Origin of the sequence: Streptomyces sp. R35 (genome assembly GCF_041053035.1) — a bacterium.
In the GTDB taxonomy this organism is placed as follows: domain Bacteria; phylum Actinomycetota; class Actinomycetes; order Streptomycetales; family Streptomycetaceae; genus Streptomyces; species Streptomyces lutosisoli.
Genome location: NZ_CP163440.1, coordinates 2,108,967 through 2,128,227, shown reverse-complemented (window position 1 = coordinate 2,128,227; position 19,261 = coordinate 2,108,967). Strand labels below are relative to the sequence as shown.

The following is a 19,261-nucleotide window of genomic DNA, read 5'->3' as shown; positions in this document are numbered from 1 at the left end:
GCGCGGCTACGCGGCCTTCGCCTTCGTGGCGTACATGTCCACGTACTCCTGCCCCGACAACCGCATGACCTCAGTCATCACCGAGTCGGTCACGGCCCGCAGCACATACCGGTCACGGTCCATACCCTCGTACCGCGAGAACTCCATGGCCTCACCGAAGCGAACCGTGACGCGACCCGGCCGCGGCATACCCGCACCCCCGGGCTGGATCTTGTCCGTGCCGATGATGGCGAACGGGACGACGGGCGCGCCGGTCATCATGGCCAGCCGGGCGATCCCCGTACGGCCGCGGTAGAGCCGGCCGTCGGGGGAGCGGGTGCCCTCCGGGTAGATGCTGAAGACCTTGCCCTCCTCCAGCACCCGGCGGCCGGTCATCAGCGCCGCGACACCGCCGCGGCCGCCGTCCCGGTCGACCGGGATCATGCCGCAGCCGGTGAAGAACCAGGCCATCAGGCGGCCCTTGACGCCCTTGCCGGTGACGTACTCGTCCTTGCCGATGAAGAAGACCTGGCGGTCGCAGAAGAGCGGCATGATCATCGAGTCGATGAACGTGAGATGGTTGCCGGCCAGGATGACCGGACCGTCACCCGGGATGTGCTCCACGCCTTCCACCCGTGGGCGGAACATCAGGCGAATGATCGGTCCGAGCACTGCCTTGATGAGCGCGAAGCGGGACAACGGGCCCTCCGGTGTCAAGGGATCGGTATGGAAGTCTGTGCAGGTGAGGACGATACTCGCGGCCCCCGGGTGATTGCACATCGGGTTCACCGACTGGATACGCACTGTTGACGCAGGTTTACCTGCGGTGGCGCGCCAGTGGGCGGCCGACATGCGGGCGACACGATGTGACGGACATCGCGCGCCGCACCTGGCGAACGGGTGAACCCGTCCTCGCTGACCGCCTACCCACCCCTCTCGCTTCGAAGCCGACGGACCATCACATTCCGCATTCCGTACGACATCCAGGGTCACCCACGTGTTCGACCGCAGGTCTCCCTCCCGTCATGGGAGGGCACCTACGATCGTCCCGCTTTGACAGGCGGGGGCACTACGGCGGGAGGAGCGCTCATGAGGGCGCAGCAGTCGCACGAGTCGCAGGAGTCGAACGGACAGGAGCGGGGCACGGCGCGGCGAGCCCTGCTCGGGGCCGCGGTGCTCGGGGCGGGCGGAGCGGTCCTCGGACTGCCCGGCACGGCGAGAGCCGACGAGCGGCACGGGGGCGGCGGCTACCAGAGCCTGCCCAAACCCACCGTCATCGGTCACCGCGGGGCCAGCGGATACCGGCCGGAGCACACCTTCGGCTCGTACCAGCTGGCCCTCGACCTGGGCGCGGACGTCGTCGAGGCGGGCGACCTGGTGCCCACCAAGGACGGCCACCTCGTATGCCGTCACGAGCCGGAAATCGGCGGGACCACCGATGTCTCGGCGCACCCCGAGTTCGCCGGGCGCAAGACGACCAAGACGCTCGACGGGGTCGCCGTCACCGGCTGGTTCACCGAGGACTTCACGCTCGCCGAGCTGAAGACCCTGCGCGCCGTCGAGCGCATCCCGGCCAACCGCCCGCACAACACCCTCTATGACGGCCGCTGGGAGATCCCCACCTTCGAAGAGGTGCTCCGCTGGCAGGACGAGCAGACCCGCAAGCGCGGCAAGCAGGTCTGGATCTACCCCGAGACCAAGCACCCCACCTACTTCCGCAAGCTGGGCCTCGGCCTGGAGGAGCGGGTCGCGGGGCTGCTGCGCAAGTACGGCAAGGACAAGAAGAACTCGCCCGTCATCCTGCAGTCCTTCGAGCCGAGCAGCATCCAGCGCCTGAACAAGCTCGTCGGCAACCCGCTCGTCGTGCTGCTGTCCGCCGCGAGCAGCCGCCCCTGGGACTTCGTGGAGGCGGGCGACCCGCGCACGGTCGCCGACCTCGTCACTCCGCAGGGCCTCGCCGAGATCGCCTCGTACGCGCAGGGCATCGGCCCGACCCTCGACCTGGTCATCCCGAAGGACGCGAGCGGCAGCCTCCTCACGCCGACCACGCTGGTCGACGACGCGCACGACGCGGGCCTGATCCTGCACCCGTACACCATGCGCAACGAGAACCCCTTCCTGCCCGCGAACTTCCGGAAGGGCACCGACCCGACCGCGTACGGCGACGTCTTCGGGGCATTCAAGACGTACTTCGCGACCGGCGTCGACGGTGTCTTCTCCGACAACGCGGACACCGCGGTGCTCGCCCGCGCGGACTTCGTCAACGGATGAGCCCGCCACCCCGGTTGGGGTGACAGTCGGCCGTCCCGGCAACCTCGCGCCGGGGCGGCCGCGTCGTGCCGCATATGACACACGACATGGTTGCCACGCTGCGCCCGCTCCTCGCCGCCGAGGCCTCGGCCGAGGCATATGCGTCCGGCGCCGAGCAGGGCGACCTGGAACAGGCCGTCTGGCTGCGCCTCCTGGAGCGACTCGACGCGGGCGGCCCGCCCGTCGACCCGCAGGGGTGGGTGCGCCGCGCCGTACGCTCCGAGGCCCGCCGCAGCCGCCGTACGGCCCGCATCGAACTGCCCTACGCCGCCGAACCCGCCGACGACCGCGGGCCCGGCCCCGAGCAGCAGGCGATGACCGCCGACCGTCATCGCGCGCTGCATGCCGCGGTGCGCCGGCTGCCCGGCCGCTGTCCGAGCCTGATGGCGGCGCTGCTCTCCCCGGAGGACCTCACCTACCGGGAGATCGCGGGGGAGTTGGGTATCTCACAGGGCAGTCTGGGTCCGGAACGTTCCAGATGTCTGGGATGTCTGCGTCGATTGCTCACGGTGGAGGTTGCGGCTCGCTGACGGCGGGGATAGGAGTGAGGGACTACCGGTGGAACAGGTGAGCGGGAGGCATGCACACATGGGCATGAGCGTGACCATCTCGGCGGCGACCGAGCAGGATGCCGAGCAGATCCTCAAGCTGCAGTACCTCTGCTACCAGAGCGAGGCCGAGCTGTACGGCGACTACGGCATAGAGCCGCTCACGCAGCCGCTCGACTCCCTCAGGGCGGAACTGGCGGGCGGCACCGTCCTGGTGGCCCGGCTCGGAGAAGAGGTGGTGGCCTCGGTCCGCGGCGTGGTGGACGCCGACGGCACGGCCCGCATCAACAAGCTCATCGTCCACCCGCGCATGCAGAGCCACGGCCTGGGCGGACGTCTGCTCGCCGCGATCGAGGCACAACTCGGCGCGGACGGTGCGGCCAAGTCCTTCCAGCTCTTCACCGGCCACCGCAGCGAGCGCAACCTGCGCCTGTACCGCAAGCACGGCTACGCGCCGGTCTCCCGGGAACAGGTCGACGAGCGGCTCACCTTGGTGACCCTGGCGAAGGGCGCCGACGCGGGCGCGCTCGCGGCCAGCGCATAGCGCTCACCGAGCGGCTGTACGTCTTACCGGGCGGCTGCCGTACGGGCCTTGCGCAGCCAGTACATCGCCGACAGCGGCAGCAGCACCGGGATGAACAGATAGCCCATCCCGTAGTCCGACCACACCGTGGCGTCGGGGAAGGCGGACGGCTCCACCAGCGTCCAGGTCCCGACGATCAGCACACCCGCGAGCTCGGCGGCGCAGCACACAAGCGCCGCCCTGCGGGCCGTCTCGCCGCCGCGTACGAGCGAGTACGTGATGAAGCCGTAGACGACACCCGCGACCGCGGACAGCGAGTAGGCGAGCGGCGCCTTGTCGAACTCCGTCGAGATCTGCACGGCGGACCGCGAGACCGCGCCGACGACCATCACGCCGTACAGCCAGAGCAGCAGCATGCCCGGGCCGCTGATGAGCCGCGTCCGCTTCTTCCGCGTCTCGCCGGGCACGATCCCGTTCTCCTCCGTGGCCGTCATCTCAGCCTCCCCAGATGTCATAGAGCCGCACCTCAAGGACGGCGAGGACGATTCCGCCGGCCGCCACCGTGACCGAACCCCAGCGGGTGCGCTCCGCCAGCGACATGAAGCCCACGGCCGGAACGCACGCGAAGGCGCCGAGCAGATACGCCACGAAGATCGTCGTGCCCTGCTCCGCCTTCTCGCCACGCGCCAGCTGCACAATGCCGATCACCAGCTGAACCGCGGCGAGCAGCGACACCACGGCCATGCCGATGAAGTGCCAGTCCTTCGTGGGCTGATCACGGTAGGCGGCCCAGCCGCACCAGGCGGCGAGCGCGAGCGCGGCGACGGCAGTGGCAACCGTCAGGGCATCAAGCATGCCGCGACCCTATTACGCCCCAAAAGACCCGGTGCCCTCGCCCCCGGCTGTCAGGCGGTCGTCTCGTCGGCGACGAGCCAGGCGTTCGCGGCCCGCCGCCACAGTGTGTGGTGCCACTCGTTGGCGTTGGGGGCGGGCCGGTCGGTGAGTGCCGGGTTCGGGCCGGTCTCGATGAGATGCAGCAATGTCCATGCGACGCCGTAGCAGTCGTCAGGCCCGAAGCAGCCCACCAGCGCTCCGGCTTCCTCGGCCGTGACAGGTCGCGTGATCGCCTCCAGTTGCCGCACCCGCCGGTCGATCTCGTCCTCGCCGGCGTCCCGGTCGGGCAGCGGCCCGTCGGTCACGAAGGCCTGCACTTCGGGTCTCATGCCGGGAGGATCGACGCCGGTGGTCCCGTCCGGCAAGTTCCGGCAGCCCCGTAGGGTCGAAGGCATGAAGATCCACGCTGAAGCCCTCCTGTTCGACAACGACGGAACACTCGTCTCATCCCTTGAGTCGGTGAACCGGTGCTGGACCCGATGGGCGCAGGAGTACGGCATCACGGCCGAGGACTTCGCCCGGATCGAACTGCACGGCCGCCCTGCTGTCGAGATAGCCGCCGACCTGCTGCCCGCCGGCATCGTCCCGCAGGCCCTCGCGCGGATCGAGCAGCTGGAGGTCGAGGACGTACCCGGCGGAGTCCAGGCCCTGCCCGGCACCCTGGCGCTGCTCGGCTCCCTGCCCGCCGAGCGCTGGGCCGTGGTGACCTCCGCCACCCGGCGGCTGGCCGAGGCGCGGCTCGACGAGGTCGGCATCCGCCCCAAGACGATGATCGCCGCCGACGACATCACCCGCGGCAAGCCCGACCCCGAGCCCTACCTCCTCGCCGCCCGCGAACTGGGCGTCGACCCGGCCCGCTGCGTCGTCTTCGAGGACGCCCCCGCCGGGCTCCAGGCGGGCCGCGCCGCCGGTATGACCACCGTGGCGTTGGCCACAACCCACCAGGCCCACGAGCTGGATGCCGACCTTGTGGTCAAGGACCTCTCCGCCCTGTCCGTACTGGTCACGCGTACCGGAGTGGAGATCTCCGTTCGCGACTGAAAGGCGTCCACCACTGTCCGTATAGCGGACAGTGGTGGCAGGCTCCACCTGTGGTTCTGCTTTACTTGATCCCATGACCACGACGAGCAGCCGCATCCTTGCGACCGAGGCGACCATGACGCCCGGTGCTCGTTGTATGTGTCGAATGTGCGCCTTCTAGAGGGCCCCTGCACCACCGCCTGATCCCGCGCCCCGAAGCGAGATCGCCGCGCCCTGTGTCCGTACCGCGTACGTGACCGGGCTGCCCCGCGCACAAGTTCTCCCCCTCCGGATACCTCCGGTTCCATCGCCACCGCGAGAACCGTGCCGCGTTCCCGACCGAATGCACCCGTGCCCGGCGCACACCCACGCCCCGCACTCGACAGTGACGGAAACCCCAGTGATCACGACAACGGGCCTCACCAAGGTCTACCGCTCGCGCGGCCGTGAAGTGACCGCCCTCGACGGCGTCGATCTGCACGTCCGTGAAGGCGAGGTGTACGGCGTCATCGGCCAGTCCGGCGCCGGCAAGTCCTCGCTCATCCGCTGCGTCAACCTCCTGGAGCGTCCCACCTCCGGCACGGTCACCGTCGCCGGACAGGACCTCACCGCCCTCGCCGGCCGCGGCCCGCGCGCGGGCCGGGAACTCCGCACGGCGCGCAGCCACATCGGGATGGTCTTCCAGCACTTCAACCTGCTGTCCTCGCGCACCGTCCAGGACAACGTCGAGCTGCCGCTCGAAATCCTCGGCGTCTCCGGCAAGGAGCGCTCCCGCAAGGCACTCGAACTCCTCGACCTGGTCGGCCTCTCCGACAAGGCCAAGGTCTACCCGGCCCAGCTCTCCGGCGGCCAGAAGCAGCGCGTCGGCATCGCCCGCGCCCTCGCCGGCGACCCGAAGGTACTGCTCTCCGACGAGGCGACCAGCGCCCTCGACCCGGAGACCACCCGCTCCATCCTCCAGCTGCTGCGCGACCTGAACCGGCAGCTGGGCCTGACCGTCCTGCTCATCACCCACGAGATGGACGTCGTCAAGACCATCTGCGACTCGGCCGCCCTCATGGAGAACGGCCGGATCGTCGAGTCCGGCACCGTCAGCGAACTGCTCGCGACACCCGGCTCCGAGCTGGCCTCCGCGCTCTTCCCGGTCAGCGGCGACGCCACCGGCGACGACCGCACCGTCATCGACGTCACCTTCCACGGCGAGGCGGCGACCCAGCCCGTCATCTCGCAGCTCTCGCGCACGTACAACATCGACATCTCGATCCTCGGCGCCGCGATGGACACCGTCGCGGGCAAGCAGGTCGGCCGGATGCGCATCGAACTGCCCGGCCGCTACGAGGACAACGTCGTGCCGATCGGCTTCCTGCGCGAGCAGGGCCTGCAGATCGACATTCAGGGCCAGGAGCCCGTACTGGTCAAGGAAGGTGCCAAGTGACCTGGTCCGAGATGCAGCCGCTGCTGTCCCAGGCGTGTTGGGACACGCTCTACATGGTCGGCTGGTCCACCCTCATCGCGATCGTCGGCGGCCTCCCGCTCGGCATCCTGCTGGTCCTCACCGACCGCGGCGGACTCCTCCAGAACGTCCTCGCGAACAAGGTGATCGGGCAGGTCGTGAACATCGCCCGCTCGATGCCGTTCATCATCCTGATGGTCGCGCTGATGAACTTCACACGCACCATCACGGGTACGACGATCGGCCGCGAGGCCGCCATCGTGCCGCTCGCGATCGGGGCGATCCCCTTCTTCGCACGCCTTGTTGAGACGGCCGTCCGCGAAGTGGACGGCGGGCTCGTCGAGGCCGTGCAGTCGATGGGCGGCAACACCTGGACCGTCGTCCGCAAGGTTCTCGTACCGGAGTCCCTGCCGTCGCTGATCTCCTCCGCCACCACCACGATCGTCGCCCTCATCGGCTACTCGGCGATGGCCGGCACGGTCGGCGCCGGCGGTCTCGGCGACATCGCGATCCGCTACGGCTACCAGCGCTTCGAAACCGGGCTGATGTGGATCACCGTGGCCATCCTCGCCGTGGTCATCTCCGTCATCCAGTTCGCCGGCGACTACGCCGCCCGAGGGTTGCACCGGCGCGGAGGGCACTCCGGTGCCGCGCCGAAGCTGCGGCTGCTGAAAGCCAAGGAGCCCGCGACCGCCGACGTGAGCAAGGTCGCCTGAGTACGCCGAGCGCGTCTCTCACCCACCCGCCAGATTTCCCCGTAACCACCCAACACGGGGTAGCTCCATCCCAATGGAAAGGCACTTTTCGTGCGTAACACCGCCAAGATCACCACTGCCGTCCTCGCCGCCGGAGCCCTCACCTTCGGGCTCACCGCCTGCGGCTCGGACAAGGACTCCGCCTCCTCCGACACCAGCGGACCGCTGATCGTCGCCGCGAGCCCCACCCCGCACGCCGAGATCCTCGACTACGTCAAGGACAACCTGGCGAAGAAGGCGGGCCTCGACCTGGAGGTCAAGGAGTTCACGGACTACGTGACGCCGAACACGGCGACCGAGGACGGCTCCGTGGGCGCCAACTACTTCCAGAACCAGCCGTACCTCGACGACTTCAACAAGAAGAACGGCACCCACATCGTGCCCGTCGTCACGGTGCACCTGGAGCCGCTCGGCCTCTACTCCCACAAGGTGAAGAGCGCCGACGCCCTGAAGAGCGGTGCGACGATCGCCGTCCCGAACGACACGGTCAACGAGGCGCGGGCGCTCAAGCTGCTCGCCGCCAACGGGATCATCACGCTCAAGGACGGCGCGGGCAACGACGCGACCACCAAGGACATCGCGAAGAACCCGAAGAACCTGAAGTTCAAGGAGCTGGAGGCGGCTCAGACCCCGCGCTCCCTGGACGACGTCGACGCCGCGGTGATCAACGGCAACTACGCCATTGAGGCCGACCTCAAGCCCGCCAAGGACGCCCTCGTCCTGGAGTCCGCGACGAACAACCCGTACGGCAACTTCCTCGCCGTCAAGAAGGGCAACGAGGACGACCCGCGCGTCAAGAAGCTCGCCAAGCTCCTCACCTCGCCCGAGGTGAAGAAGTTCATCGAGGACAAGTACGCCGGCTCCGTCATCCCGTCCTTCTAGTCGCTGCTCGGTCCAGACGTTCTGAACGTTCCGAGGGGGAGAACGCGATGCGCAAGCACGTCATATCGGCAGCGGCCGCCGCACTGGCACTCGGGCTCGGCGTGACCGCCTGTGGCTCGGGTCCGGACTCCGGCGGGGGTGGTGACGACGACGCCCTGGTCGTCGGCGCCACCGCCGTCCCGGCCGGCGAGGTCCTGTCGTACATCAAGAAGGACCTCGCCGAGAAGGCGGGCCTCAAGCTGGAGATCAAGGAGTTCACGGACTACGTCCTGCCGAACACCGCGCTCCAGGAGGGCACGCTCGACGCGAACCTGTACCAGAACCAGCCCTTCCTGGACGAGTTCAACAAGTCCAAGGGCACCGACCTCGTATCGGTCGTCAAGGCGTACCTGCCGCCCATGGGCGTGTACTCGAAGAAGATCACGGACATCGCGAAGCTCGCCGACGGAGCCACCGTCGCCGTGCCGAACGAGACCACCAACGAGGGCCGCGCCCTCAAACTCCTCGCCTCCAAGGGCCTGATCACGCTCAAGGAGGGGGCGGGAACGACCGCGTCCCCGGCGGACATCACGGCCAACCCGAAGCACCTGAAGTTCAAGGAGCTGGACCCCGCTCAGCTGCCGCGCTCCCTCGACGACGTGACGGCCGCGGTCATCAACAACAACTACGCCCAGGACGCGGGCCTCAGCCCCGCCCAGGACGCGATCCTCCTGGAGTCCGCGAAGGACAACCCCTACGCGAACCTCCTGGCCGTCAAGAAGGGCAACGAGGACGACCCGCGGGTCAAGAAGCTCGCGACGCTGCTCACTTCGTCCGACGTGAAGAAGTTCATCGAGGACAAGTACAAGGGCTCGGTCCTGCCGGTCACCTCCGGCTGACGCCCGCTCCCGTTACCGCACGGGGTCCACTCCATTACCCGGAGTGGACCCCGTTGTGCGGTTCAGTGGTTTCATGCTGCATGCTGGGCAGTTCAGCGGGCCCGACGGTTTCCGAGGGCCCGAAGTCCCCGACGGTTACGGAGCGGCGCATGACGAGCACCTTCCCCAACATCTCCATCAGTACGGAGCGGTTGGTCCTGCGCGCGCTCGACGAGGACGACGTACCCGCCCTGGCCGAGATGATGAACGACGAGATGGTGGCGGCCTGGACGTCGGTGCCCCAGCCCTTCACCGAGGACGGCGCCCGCACCTGGATCACCGAGTACGCGCCCACCGAGCGCGCGGAGGGCCGCGGACTCGACCTCGCCGTCACCGAGTTCCTCACCCAGCGCCTGGTCGGCATCATCCAGCTCGGCAAGACGAACTGGCATGTGCGGTCCACCGAACTCTCGTACATCATCGCCCCCTGGGCACGCGGCGAGGGCTACGCCTCCGAGGCGGCGCTCGCCACCGCCCAGTGGCTCTTCGGCGACCAGAAGTTCGAGCGCATCGAACTGCGTACGGCGGCCGACAACACCGCCTCGCAGCAGGTCGCCCAGAAGATCGGCTGCATCAGCGAGGGAGTGCTGCGCAACGCCTGTATAGCGCGCACCCGCACCGAGGACGGGACCTGGGTGGACCTGCGCACCGACTTCATCGTGTGGAGCCTGCTGCCGGAGGACCTCGACGGTGTCGGCGAGCAGTTCGCCGACACCGGTGGTTTCACGTCGTTCTCCGACTGGAACTGAGCACCACGGGAGCCTCGGACAGGGCGCCCCGGGAGCCACTGGAGTCTTCGGTACGGGCCCCGGAAGCCCCGTGGCGGAATCCGCGGGACCGCTCCCACCCGCCGGAGCCCGTCGCGGCGCCGCCCCGGCCGCACCAGGTACCCTCACGGAGCCTGCCCATGGGCTGCCCCTGACGACCTGCAAAAACCTTCTGGAGACTGACGACGATGGCCGACCGGGTCACGGTGATCGGCTGGGACGGCTCGCCACTGACCGCCGCGGCGCGCTCCGCACTCGGTGCCGCCACGCTGGTGGCCGGCGCGGCCCACCACCTCGCACTCCCCGAGGTGCCCGCGACCGCCGAACGCATCCGCCTCGGCAGCGTCGGCCTCGCCGCCCGCCGGATCGCGAGCCACCGGGGCACCGCCGTCGTCCTGGCCGACGGAGACCCGGGCTTCTTCGGCGTCGTCCGCACCCTGCGGAGCGGCGAGTTCGGCCTGGAGGTCGAAGTGGTGCCCGCGGTCTCCTCGGTAGCCGCCGCCTTCGCCCGCGCCGGTATGCCCTGGGACGACGCACAGGTGGTCGTCGCACATCGCCGCACCCTGCGACGCGCGGTGAATGTATGCCGCGCCCACACTAAGGTCGCCGTCCTCACCTCGCCCGGGGCAGGTCCCGCCGAACTCGGTCTGCTCCTCGAAGGAGTGCACCGCACCTTCGTCATCTGCGAGGAACTCGGCACCGCGGCCGAGCGGGTCACGATCCTCACCTCCGACAAGGCCGCCGACCACACCTGGCGCGACCCCAACGTCGTCATCGTCATCGGCGGCTTCGTGGCCACGGCCGAGGACGGCGGCTGGATCGCCGGCCGCGACCCGGGCACCGGACCGCGCGGCTGGGCGCTGCCCGCCCAGGCGTACGGCGGTGCGCTCGGCGAAGGCGAAACGGATCTGCTGCGCGCCGCCCAACTCGCCCGCCTGGGCCCGCGCGTCGGCGACCTCGTCTGGGACATCGGCTCCGGCAGCGGCGCCTTCGCCACCGAGGCCGCGCGCACCGGCGCCGCCGTCATCGCGGTCGACCGCAATCCGGGCTGCTGCGCCCGCACCGAGGACTCCGCCCGCCGCTTCGGCGTCCAGATGCAGATCGTGCACGGCACCGCGCCGCACGTCCTGGAGAACCTCCCCGAACCCGATGTCGTACGCGTCGGAGGCGGGGGAGTGGAGGTGGTCTCGGCCGTCGCCGACCGCCGTCCGCAGCGCATCGTGACGCACGCCGCCACCCGCGACGCGGCCGAACTCGTCGGCCGGGACCTGACGGAGCACGGCTACGAGGTCGAGTGCGCGCTCATTCAGTCCGTCGAACTCGATACAAGGGCCTGGACGGAGAAGGAACGGAGTGTCGCGTTCCTGCTCAGCGGCCGTTTGCCGGATCGCGCCCCGTGATCCTGTTGTCGTACTGCGCGCGGTAGGCTGGCCGATCGTTGTACCGCTCCCGGGTGGTCGGCCTTTCGTCGGTCAATGTCCGGAAAACGCGCCCGTTTTGAGGCGTGTGTGGTACGGCAGAACCGGAGGACGCGCAACGTGGCGCAGTCCACAGCGGGCGCTCGCGGATCACGCTGTCGCGAGGGCGGGACGACCGGGACAATGCCAGTTAATGGCTTTGTCGTCTTTGTTGGCCGGTCGTTCGTGCCGCTGGGCACGCACGCTCGTTCTTCACAGTGGGGCGGTCGGTGCGCCGTTCCGGGCGAGCTGGACTTGGAAGCACTAACCGATGGGCGAGGGGTACGCATGACCGACACCGGCCAGGTCCCGGGCGAGGGATTGCCGGAGAGCGCAGGCATGGTGGAGCAGCCGGGCGTCACCGCGCCGGGCGCGTACACCTTCCTCGACCCCTCCGAGAACCCCGCCGAGGACGACGACCTGCTCCTGATGCCGGGCGCCCCGGGAGCCCAGGGCGCTTGGGGCAACGAGGTGCCGCCGCCGGCCCCGATGCCCTTCCTCCACGAGCCGGGCCCGCACGAGATGGCCGGGCGCGACAGCGGCGCGGTCGACCTCGGCGCCGTCCGCGCGCCGAACCTGGCGCCCGCCCCGCAGCCGACGACGCCGCGCCGCCCGCTGCACCTCGGCCCGCCGACACCGGACGGCTCCGCGAGCCCGGTGCGCTCGCTGGCCGACCGCGGCCCGGCAGGTGCCCCGGTGAGCCCCGCTCTCGTCACCCCGTCGCCCGTGGCCGATCCCGTGGCCGCCGCCCCCGCAACTCCCGTACGGCACGCGGGTCCGCCGACGGTCGGGCCCGAGTACCTCGATGTGCCGCAGCTCGGTGAGATTCCGCCGCAGGGCGCGGTCCCGTGGGGCGCACCGCCCGTGGCTTCCGACGCGGGGGCTGCAGAAACGGTCGTCCCGGAGCCGGGACCGGCCCTCGAGTCCATCACGCCGGCCGAGGCCCCGCCGGTCGCCGAGGTGGCTCAGCCCGCCGAGGTTCCGGGACTCGCGCCCGCTCCCGAGGCACAGGCTCAGATTGCGGAGGCGGCTGCCGAACCCCAGGCGTTCCAGGTCGCGGAGGGTTCGCCCGCCCCCCAGGAACCGGCAGGCGCCCAGGCTCCCGAGGCCGCACCCGCCCTGGACGGCTCGCAGGTCCCGCAGACTCCGGACGCGACGCCCTTCCCGGCGGCCGCCGAGGTCCCGCACGCCTTCCAGGCGACGGACGACACCGAGGGCAACGCGTACGCCGGGCAGACAGACGCCGCCCACGCATCCGCGCACGAGGCCGCCCCGGCGCAGATCCTGTCCGACGTCGAGCACTTGGCGCCTGCGCAGAGCCTCGCTCCGGTTCCGGACCTCGCGCCCGCACACGCCCCGCAGGCAGGGCACGCGGCCCCGCCGCAGTTCGCCGACCAGGGCGCGTACGGAGTCGACCCGGCCGAGCCGGCGGCCCAGTTCACGGACCCCGGAGTTCACATCCCGGAACCGGCTGCCCAGTTCGCGGACGCGGGATTCCATGAGGAGGCCCCGCAGCCGCTCGCGGCAGCCGTCGCGTCCGCTCCCGAGGCCGCGCTCTCCGCGGACGCCTCGCACGGCCAGTCGGTGCCCGGCCTCGAAGCCTTCCAGGCCCAGCAGTTCGCGGCCCCGGCCGCTTTCGCCGAGAACGGCGCCGCCGAGGCACTGCACGGCGTCCCGGTGAGTGTGGCCGCGCACGCGGAGGCCCCCCAGGCATCCGCGGACTGGTCCCACGGCGAGCAGCACTTCCCCGATGCCGTTGGGACGACCGGCGTGTCCGGACTCCCGGGCACCCCCCTGGAGCCCCACGCGGACCAGCCCCTCGGCCAGTTCGTGCCCGTGGAGGGCACGGTGCCCACGACCCCGCACCTGGCCCCGACCCCGCCGCACGCCATGATCGTGCCGCCCCTCCCCGCGGAGGAGCAGCCCGTGGCCGAGGAGCCCGCGGACGAGACGATCGTGGTGGCGCCCGCCCCCACTCAGGAGATCGCCGGGGAGACCGTCGAGGCGATCACCGAGGTGATCATCGAGGAGACCGCCGAGGAATCCCCGGAGACGCCCGCCGCGGAAGCGGAGCCGATCGCTCCGGCGGTCGTACCGGCGCCCCGGGAAGCCGAGGCCGAAGCCGAACCGCGAGTCGAAACCAGGCCCGAGGCACTCCCCGTACCGGAACCGCTCGCCGCGGAGCCGGAGCCCGTAGTAGTCGCACAGCAAGCGGAGGACCTGGACACCCAGGTCGCCGACCAGGAAGAGAGCACGGCCGCAGTGGAAGACGTACGAGAGTCCACCGGCCCGGCGGCCCCCGGCTACGACGACGCCGAGCGCGAGGCCGTGCTGCGCGTGATGCGCGAGCGCCGCGACATCCGCAACGGCTTCCGCAGCGACCCGATCCCGCACGACGTGCTGCTCCGTGTCCTTGAGGCCGCGCACACCGCGCCGTCCGTCGGCCACTCCCAGCCCTGGGACTTCGTCGTCATCCGCTCCGCCGACACCCGGCGGTCGATGCACGAACTGGCCGCCCGCCAGCGCGAGGCGTACGCGAAGTCGCTGCCCAAGGGCCGTGCCAAGCAGTTCAAGGAACTGAAGATCGAGGCCATCCTCGACACCCCGGTGAACATCGTCGTCACCGCCGACCCGACCCGCGGCGGCCGTCACACCCTGGGCCGTCACACCCAGCCGCAGATGGCCCCGTACTCCTCCGCGCTCGCGGTCGAGAACCTCTGGCTCGCGGCCCGCGCCGAGGGCCTCGGCGTCGGCTGGGTCAGCTTCTTCGACGAGCGCGAGATGGTCCGCGCCCTGGGCCTGCCCGAGCACCTCGAAGTGGTCGCCTACCTGTGTGTCGGTTACGTCGACGAGTTCCCGGACGAGCCCGAGCTGATGCAGGCCGGCTGGTCCAAGCGCCGCCCGCTGTCGTGGGTCGTGCACGAGGAGACCTACGGCCGTCGCGCGCTGCCCGGCGAGGAGCCGCATGACCTGCTCGCCGAGACGGTCTCCAACATCCGCCCGCTGGACGCCAAGGCGCTCGGTGAGGCGTGGGAGCGCCAGAAGCGGATGACCAAGCCCGCCGGCGCGCTCGGCATGCTGGAGATCATCTCCGCGCAGCTGTCGGGCCTGTCCCGGATGTGCCCGCCGCCGATCCCGGAGCCCGCGGCCGTCGCGATCTTCGCGGGCGACCACGGCGTGCACGCCCAGGGCGTCACTCCGTGGCCGCAGGAGGTCACCGCCCAGATGGTGGCCAACTTCCTGGGCGGCGGCGCGGTCTGCAACGCGTTCGCCAACCAGGTGGGCGCCGAGGTCTGCGTCATCGACGTGGGCGTCGCCTCCGACCTCCCGGCGACCCCGGGCCTCCTCCCGCGCAAGGTCCGCGCGGGCACCGCCGACATGACCACGGGTCCCGCGATGTCCCGCGAGGAGGTCATCGCGGCCATCGAGGTGGGCATCGAGACGGCCCGCGACCTGGTGGCGGCGGGCAACAAGGCCCTTCTGACGGGCGAGATGGGCATCGCCAACACCACGGCGTCGGCGGCCCTGATCTCCGTCTTCACGGACACCGACCCGTCCGAGGTGACGGGCCGGGGTACCGGCATCAACGACGAGACCCTGGCCCGCAAGACCGAGGTCGTCCGCCGCGCCATCGAACTCCACCAGCCGGACCCCGCCGACCCCATCGGCGCCCTCGCGGCCATCGGCGGTCTCGAACACGCCGCCATGGTCGGCCTCCTCCTCGGCGGCGCCTCCCTCCGTACGCCGGTGATCCTGGACGGCGTGAGCGCCGGTGCCGCGGCCCTGGTCGCCCGCGCCATCGCCCCCGAGGTCCTGGCCGCCTGCATCGCAGGCCACCGCAGCGCCGAACCGGGCCACGTGGCCGCCCTGAACAAGCTGGGTCTGCGCCCGCTGGTCGACCTGGACCTCCGCCTCGGCGAGGGCACGGGCGCGCTGCTGGCCCTGCCGGTGGTGCAGAGCGCGGCGAGGGCGATGCACGAGGTGGCGACGTTCGATTCGGCGGGAGTAACTGAAAAGTAGGCGCCGCGGCTGTGGGCAGTCGTTCCGCTGGGGCGGAACGGGTGGGCACAGCCGCCCACGGCCCGCAGACGAACGGGGGTCCGGGGGCGTAGCCCCCGGTTTCGGGAAGGGGCGGGCTTGGGGAAAGAAACCCCACCCACCCCAGCCACCCACCGGACCCGCACCCTAAAATCCGCACGTCAGGGGCCACTCCAGAGCCGCAGGGGCCCCGCCCGGCAAAGCCCCGCACGAGGAGCCGCACCTCCATGGCCGAACACCCCGCCTACCCCGTAGGCCTCCGCCTCACCGGCCGCCGCGTAGTCGTCCTCGGCGGCGGCCAGGTAGCCCAGCGCCGCCTCCCGTCCCTCATCGCGGCAGGCGCGGACATCCACCTCGTATCGCCCGAGGCCACCCCCTCCGTCGAGGCGATGGCCGACGCGGGCGAGATCACCTGGACGAAGCGCCCGTACGAGGACGGCGACCTCGCCGACGCCTGGTACGCCCTGATCGCGACCAGCGACTCCAAGGCGAACACGGACGCCTCGGCCGAAGCGGAGCGCCACCGCGTCTGGTGCGTCCGCTCGGACGACGCCGACGCGGCCACGGCGTGGACCCCGGCGACGGGCCACAGCGAGGGCGTGACGGTCGCTGTCCTCACCACGAACGCCAAGGGCCGCGACCCCCGCCACACCGCCGCGATCCGCGACGCCGTGGTGGAGGGCCTCCGCGACGGCACCCTGGTGGCGCCGCACCACCGCACCCGCACCCCCGGTGTCGCCCTGGTCGGCGGCGGCCCCGGTGACCCGGACCTGATCACGGTCCGTGGCCGCCGTCTGCTCGCGGAGGCCGACGTGGTCATCGCGGACCGCCTCGGCCCGCGCGACCTCCTCGCCGAACTCCCGCCGCACGTCGAGGTGATCGACGCGGCGAAGATCCCGTACGGCCGTTTCATGGCCCAGGAGGCCATCAACAACGCGCTGATCGAGCACGCGAAGCAGGGCAAGTCCGTCGTACGGCTGAAGGGCGGCGACCCGTTCGTCTTCGGCCGTGGCATGGAGGAGGCCCAGGCGCTCGCCGAGGCGGGCATCGCCTGCACGGTCGTTCCCGGCATCTCCAGCTCGATCTCGGTCCCGGGCGCGGCCGGTATCCCGGTCACCCACCGGGGTGTCGCACATGAGTTCACCGTGGTCAGCGGCCATGTCGCACCGGACGACGAGCGCTCCCTGGTGGACTGGCCGTCGCTGGCGAAGCTGCGCGGCACCCTCGTCGTCCTCATGGGCGTCGACAAGATCGGCAAGATCGCCGAAACCCTCGTCGCGCACGGCAAGCCGGCCGACACCCCCGTCGCCCTGGTCCAGGAGGGCACGACCGCCGCGCAGCGCCGCGTCGACGCGACCCTGGCGACGGTCGCCGAGACCGTACGCGCCGAGGACGTGAAGCCCCCGGCGGTGATCGTCATCGGCGAAGTCGTGAACGTGGGCGTGCACAGCCCGCTGAAGACTTCCGAGTAACCACGGGTAACCCAACCCGTTCCCAGCCGTTGGCACCGCACCCAGGACAAGGCAGTATCACCCTGTGGCCGATCTCATCACCGTTGAGAACCCCGACGACCCGCGTCTGCGCGACTACACGGGCCTGACCGACGTGGAGCTGCGCCGCAAGCGCGAACCCGTGGAGGGCCTGTTCATCGCCGAGGGCGAGAAGGTCATCAGACGCGCCAAGGACGCCGGGTACGAGATGCGCTCGATGCTCCTGTCCGCCAAGTGGGTCGACGTCATGCGCGATGTCATCGACGAGCTCCCGGCACCGGTGTACGCGGTCAGCCCGGAGCTCGCCGAGCAGGTCACCGGCTACCACGTGCACCGCGGCGCGCTCGCCTCCATGCAGCGCAAGCCGCTGCCGACGGCGGAGGAACTCCTGCGGTCCGCGCGCCGGGTGGTCGTCATGGAGGCGGTCAACGACCACACCAACATCGGTGCGATCTTCCGCTCCGCCGCCGCCCTCGGCATGGACGCGGTCCTGCTCTCCCCGGACTGCGCGGACCCGCTCTACCGCCGCTCCGTGAAGGTCTCGATGGGCGCGGTCTTCTCCGTCCCGTACGCCCGTCTCGAGACCTGGCCCAAGGGCCTGGAGTCGGTCCGTGAAGCCGGCTTCAACCTGCTCGCCCTCACCCCGGACGAGAAGGCGAGGTCCCTGGACGACGCGGCCCCGCACCGGATGGACCGGGTCGCGCTGATGCTCGGCGCGGAGGGCGACGGCCTCTCCACGCAGGCCCTGATGGCGGCGGACGAATGGGTCCGCATCCCCATGGCCCACGGCGTCGACTCCCTCAACGTGGGCGCGGCGGCCGCGGTCGCCTTCTACGCGGTGGCGACGGGCCGCCCGGAGAGCTGACCGCTCCGACGGACGGCCGTCCGCACCCCCGGCCGTCCTGCTAGCCGTCCTTCTGAAGCTCGCTCCGGTACTGCTCGGCCATCAGATCCCCGGTGGGCAGCGGTGCGAACGACGACTGCTCCTGCCGTACGTCCTTCCGCACGCCTCCGTCGTCCAGCCCGCGCGCCGGCCCCTGGCACCCCTGCGCCGCCGCGATGCCCAGTGCCACGAGCAGCGTCACCACGACGAACACGAAGAGCCGCTGGCGCAGCAGCCGCGGGTTGGCGGGCCGCCGGCCCGTGCCGGTGGTCCGGGGAGCGGGACGGCCGGTACCGCTGCGGGGCGCGGGCCTGCTGCCGGAGCGGCCGGTGTTCCGGGCGGGCGCGGGGCGCGAACCCGTACGCGAGCCGCCGTTCGTCCCGCCCGTGCGCGGCGGGGGTGTGCCCTGCGGACGCCGCTGGGTGCGCTGCTCGGCGTACTGCTCGGCCAGGCGCCCCGTCGGCCGGTCGGGATCGGTGCGCGGCGCGGGCGGCCGTACATCCGGCATGCCCTGTGCCTCGCGGGCCGCGATCTCCTTGAGCCGCAGGGACAGTTGGAGCGTGCTGGGCCGCTCCTCGGGGTCCTTGGCCAGACATGCCCGTACGAGCGGAGCCAGGGCGTCCGGAACGCCGTGCAGTTGGGGCTCCTCGTGCACCACCCTGTAGAGCATCACTTCGGAACTGCCGTGTCCGAAGGGTGAGTCCTGGGTCGCCGCGTACGCGAGCGTGGCGCCGAGCGCGAACACGTCCGTGGCCGGCGTGACGGCGGCGCCGCGCACCTGCTCGGGCGCGAGGAAGCCGGGGGACCCGACCGCCGTGCCGACGTGTGTGAGCGTGCTCGCTCCCGTCGCCCAGGCGATGCCGAAGTCGATGATCCGCGGCCCCTTCGGGGACAGCAGGATGTTGGACGGCTTGAGATCCCGGTGTACGACACCGGCCTCGTGCACGGCGACGAGCCCCTCGGAGAGGGCGGCACCGACGGCGGCCACGTCGGCGGCCGACAGCGGTCCCTCCTCGGCGACCTTGTCGTGCAGGGAGGGCCCGGGCACGTACTGCGTGGCGAACCACGGCCGGTCCGCCTCCAGGTCGGCGGCGACGAGCCGCGCCGTGCAGCCGCCCCTGATGCGCCGGGCCGCCGAGACCTCGCGGGCGAACCGCGACCGGAACTCCTGATCCTCCGCCAGATCCGGCCGGATCACCTTCAGCGCGACCCGCTGGCCACGCCGGTCGGAGCCCAGGTAGACAACCCCCATCCCGCCCGCGCCGAGCCGTCTGTGAAGCCTGAACGAGCCGACGACACGCGGGTCCTCGCGCCTCAGGCGCATCATCGCCATGTCCATCCCCGC

At 71.0% G+C, this 19,261-nt stretch carries 18 protein-coding genes; 13 read left to right on the top strand and 5 right to left on the bottom strand.

The genetic code is table 11. The annotated features are described in order from the left end of the window. Positions 1-6: 6 nt before the first annotated feature. The gene (locus tag AB5J50_RS10065) at positions 7-759 is read right to left on the bottom strand and encodes a lysophospholipid acyltransferase family protein (protein WP_327427352.1); all 753 of its coding nucleotides are present in this window, start codon (positions 757-759) and stop codon (positions 7-9) included. A 309-nt stretch (positions 760-1,068) separates the two neighbouring features. Between AB5J50_RS10065 and AB5J50_RS10060 the strand changes: the two genes are divergently transcribed. The 3 genes from AB5J50_RS10060 to AB5J50_RS10050 all read left to right on the top strand — a co-directional run bounded on the left by AB5J50_RS10060 (position 1,069) and on the right by AB5J50_RS10050 (position 3,381). Further along, positions 1,069-2,250: a glycerophosphodiester phosphodiesterase gene (locus AB5J50_RS10060; protein ID WP_369256806.1), complete on the top strand. Its 1,182-nt coding sequence runs from the start codon at positions 1,069-1,071 to the stop codon at positions 2,248-2,250. A 74-nt stretch (positions 2,251-2,324) separates the two neighbouring features. Further along, the gene (locus AB5J50_RS10055; protein ID WP_327427350.1) at positions 2,325-2,819 is read left to right on the top strand and encodes a sigma-70 family RNA polymerase sigma factor; all 495 of its coding nucleotides are present in this window, start codon (positions 2,325-2,327) and stop codon (positions 2,817-2,819) included. 58 nt (positions 2,820-2,877) lie between these two features. Beyond that, a complete protein-coding gene (locus AB5J50_RS10050; protein WP_369256804.1) occupies positions 2,878-3,381 on the top strand; it encodes a GNAT family N-acetyltransferase in 504 nt (167 codons plus the stop codon). 23 nt (positions 3,382-3,404) lie between these two features. On the opposite strand, the gene AB5J50_RS10045 is transcribed toward AB5J50_RS10050, so the two are convergent. Genes AB5J50_RS10045 through AB5J50_RS10035 form a run of 3 tightly spaced genes read right to left on the bottom strand, consistent with a single transcriptional unit; the run spans position 3,405 to position 4,583 of the window. Beyond that, positions 3,405-3,854, bottom strand: coding sequence for a hypothetical protein (locus AB5J50_RS10045; RefSeq protein WP_327427348.1), 450 nt, complete (start codon positions 3,852-3,854; stop codon positions 3,405-3,407). A gap of 1 nt (position 3,855) precedes the next feature. Continuing rightward, the gene (locus AB5J50_RS10040) at positions 3,856-4,215 is read right to left on the bottom strand and encodes a hypothetical protein (protein WP_330303245.1); all 360 of its coding nucleotides are present in this window, start codon (positions 4,213-4,215) and stop codon (positions 3,856-3,858) included. Between the two features lie 50 nt (positions 4,216-4,265). Continuing rightward, positions 4,266-4,583, bottom strand: a complete 318-nt coding sequence (locus AB5J50_RS10035; protein WP_369256801.1) for a hypothetical protein — start codon at positions 4,581-4,583, stop codon at positions 4,266-4,268. Between the two features lie 64 nt (positions 4,584-4,647). Between AB5J50_RS10035 and AB5J50_RS10030 the strand changes: the two genes are divergently transcribed. From AB5J50_RS10030 to AB5J50_RS09985, 10 genes are all read left to right on the top strand, one after another. Then, the gene (locus AB5J50_RS10030; RefSeq protein WP_369256799.1) at positions 4,648-5,295 is read left to right on the top strand and encodes an HAD family hydrolase; all 648 of its coding nucleotides are present in this window, start codon (positions 4,648-4,650) and stop codon (positions 5,293-5,295) included. Positions 5,296-5,674: 379 nt separating this feature from the next. Beyond that, complete coding sequence (locus AB5J50_RS10025) at positions 5,675-6,709, top strand: methionine ABC transporter ATP-binding protein (RefSeq protein ID WP_369256797.1); 1,035 nt, start codon at positions 5,675-5,677, stop codon at positions 6,707-6,709. Further along, positions 6,706-7,443 (top strand): methionine ABC transporter permease, encoded by a 738-nt coding sequence (locus tag AB5J50_RS10020; RefSeq protein ID WP_327427343.1) that lies wholly within the window; start codon positions 6,706-6,708, stop codon positions 7,441-7,443. The genes AB5J50_RS10025 and AB5J50_RS10020 overlap by 4 nt, the downstream gene beginning before the upstream one ends. A 90-nt stretch (positions 7,444-7,533) precedes the next feature. Beyond that, complete coding sequence (locus AB5J50_RS10015) at positions 7,534-8,364, top strand: MetQ/NlpA family ABC transporter substrate-binding protein (RefSeq protein WP_369256794.1); 831 nt, start codon at positions 7,534-7,536, stop codon at positions 8,362-8,364. Between the two features lie 47 nt (positions 8,365-8,411). After that, a complete protein-coding gene (locus AB5J50_RS10010; RefSeq protein WP_369256792.1) occupies positions 8,412-9,242 on the top strand; it encodes a MetQ/NlpA family ABC transporter substrate-binding protein in 831 nt (276 codons plus the stop codon). A 149-nt stretch (positions 9,243-9,391) separates the two neighbouring features. Then, complete coding sequence (locus AB5J50_RS10005; protein ID WP_327427339.1) at positions 9,392-10,030, top strand: GNAT family N-acetyltransferase; 639 nt, start codon at positions 9,392-9,394, stop codon at positions 10,028-10,030. Positions 10,031-10,236: 206 nt separating this feature from the next. Next, complete coding sequence (gene cbiE, locus AB5J50_RS10000; protein WP_369256790.1) at positions 10,237-11,448, top strand: precorrin-6y C5,15-methyltransferase (decarboxylating) subunit CbiE; 1,212 nt, start codon at positions 10,237-10,239, stop codon at positions 11,446-11,448. A gap of 345 nt (positions 11,449-11,793) precedes the next feature. Continuing rightward, positions 11,794-15,525 carry a nicotinate-nucleotide--dimethylbenzimidazole phosphoribosyltransferase gene (gene cobT, locus AB5J50_RS09995; RefSeq protein ID WP_369256788.1) on the top strand — a complete coding sequence of 1,244 codons (3,732 nt, stop codon included), beginning with the start codon at positions 11,794-11,796 and terminating at the stop codon, positions 15,523-15,525. Positions 15,526-15,770: 245 nt separating this feature from the next. Next, positions 15,771-17,015, top strand: a complete 1,245-nt coding sequence (gene cobA, locus AB5J50_RS09990; RefSeq protein WP_369256786.1) for a uroporphyrinogen-III C-methyltransferase — start codon at positions 15,771-15,773, stop codon at positions 17,013-17,015. Between the two features lie 64 nt (positions 17,016-17,079). Further along, positions 17,080-17,898, top strand: coding sequence for a TrmH family RNA methyltransferase (locus AB5J50_RS09985; protein WP_369256784.1), 819 nt, complete (start codon positions 17,080-17,082; stop codon positions 17,896-17,898). Positions 17,899-17,938: 40 nt separating this feature from the next. Here AB5J50_RS09985 and AB5J50_RS09980 read toward each other — a convergent pair whose 3' ends face one another. Next, complete coding sequence (locus AB5J50_RS09980; RefSeq protein ID WP_369256782.1) at positions 17,939-19,255, bottom strand: serine/threonine-protein kinase; 1,317 nt, start codon at positions 19,253-19,255, stop codon at positions 17,939-17,941. Positions 19,256-19,261: the final 6 nt, after the last annotated feature.

Coding starts and splice junctions, on each gene's coding strand:
- AB5J50_RS10065 (WP_327427352.1), bottom strand. CDS start 759: ATGTGCAATCACCCGGGGGCCGCGAGTATCGTCCTCACCTGCACAGAC.
- AB5J50_RS10060 (WP_369256806.1), top strand. CDS start 1,069: ATGAGGGCGCAGCAGTCGCACGAGTCGCAGGAGTCGAACGGACAGGAG.
- AB5J50_RS10055 (WP_327427350.1), top strand. CDS start 2,325: ATGACACACGACATGGTTGCCACGCTGCGCCCGCTCCTCGCCGCCGAG.
- AB5J50_RS10050 (WP_369256804.1), top strand. CDS start 2,878: ATGGGCATGAGCGTGACCATCTCGGCGGCGACCGAGCAGGATGCCGAG.
- AB5J50_RS10045 (WP_327427348.1), bottom strand. CDS start 3,854: ATGACGGCCACGGAGGAGAACGGGATCGTGCCCGGCGAGACGCGGAAG.
- AB5J50_RS10040 (WP_330303245.1), bottom strand. CDS start 4,215: ATGCTTGATGCCCTGACGGTTGCCACTGCCGTCGCCGCGCTCGCGCTC.
- AB5J50_RS10035 (WP_369256801.1), bottom strand. CDS start 4,583: ATGAGACCCGAAGTGCAGGCCTTCGTGACCGACGGGCCGCTGCCCGAC.
- AB5J50_RS10030 (WP_369256799.1), top strand. CDS start 4,648: ATGAAGATCCACGCTGAAGCCCTCCTGTTCGACAACGACGGAACACTC.
- AB5J50_RS10010 (WP_369256792.1), top strand. CDS start 8,412: ATGCGCAAGCACGTCATATCGGCAGCGGCCGCCGCACTGGCACTCGGG.
- AB5J50_RS10005 (WP_327427339.1), top strand. CDS start 9,392: ATGACGAGCACCTTCCCCAACATCTCCATCAGTACGGAGCGGTTGGTC.
- cbiE (WP_369256790.1), top strand. CDS start 10,237: ATGGCCGACCGGGTCACGGTGATCGGCTGGGACGGCTCGCCACTGACC.
- cobT (WP_369256788.1), top strand. CDS start 11,794: ATGACCGACACCGGCCAGGTCCCGGGCGAGGGATTGCCGGAGAGCGCA.
- cobA (WP_369256786.1), top strand. CDS start 15,771: ATGGCCGAACACCCCGCCTACCCCGTAGGCCTCCGCCTCACCGGCCGC.
- AB5J50_RS09980 (WP_369256782.1), bottom strand. CDS start 19,255: ATGGACATGGCGATGATGCGCCTGAGGCGCGAGGACCCGCGTGTCGTC.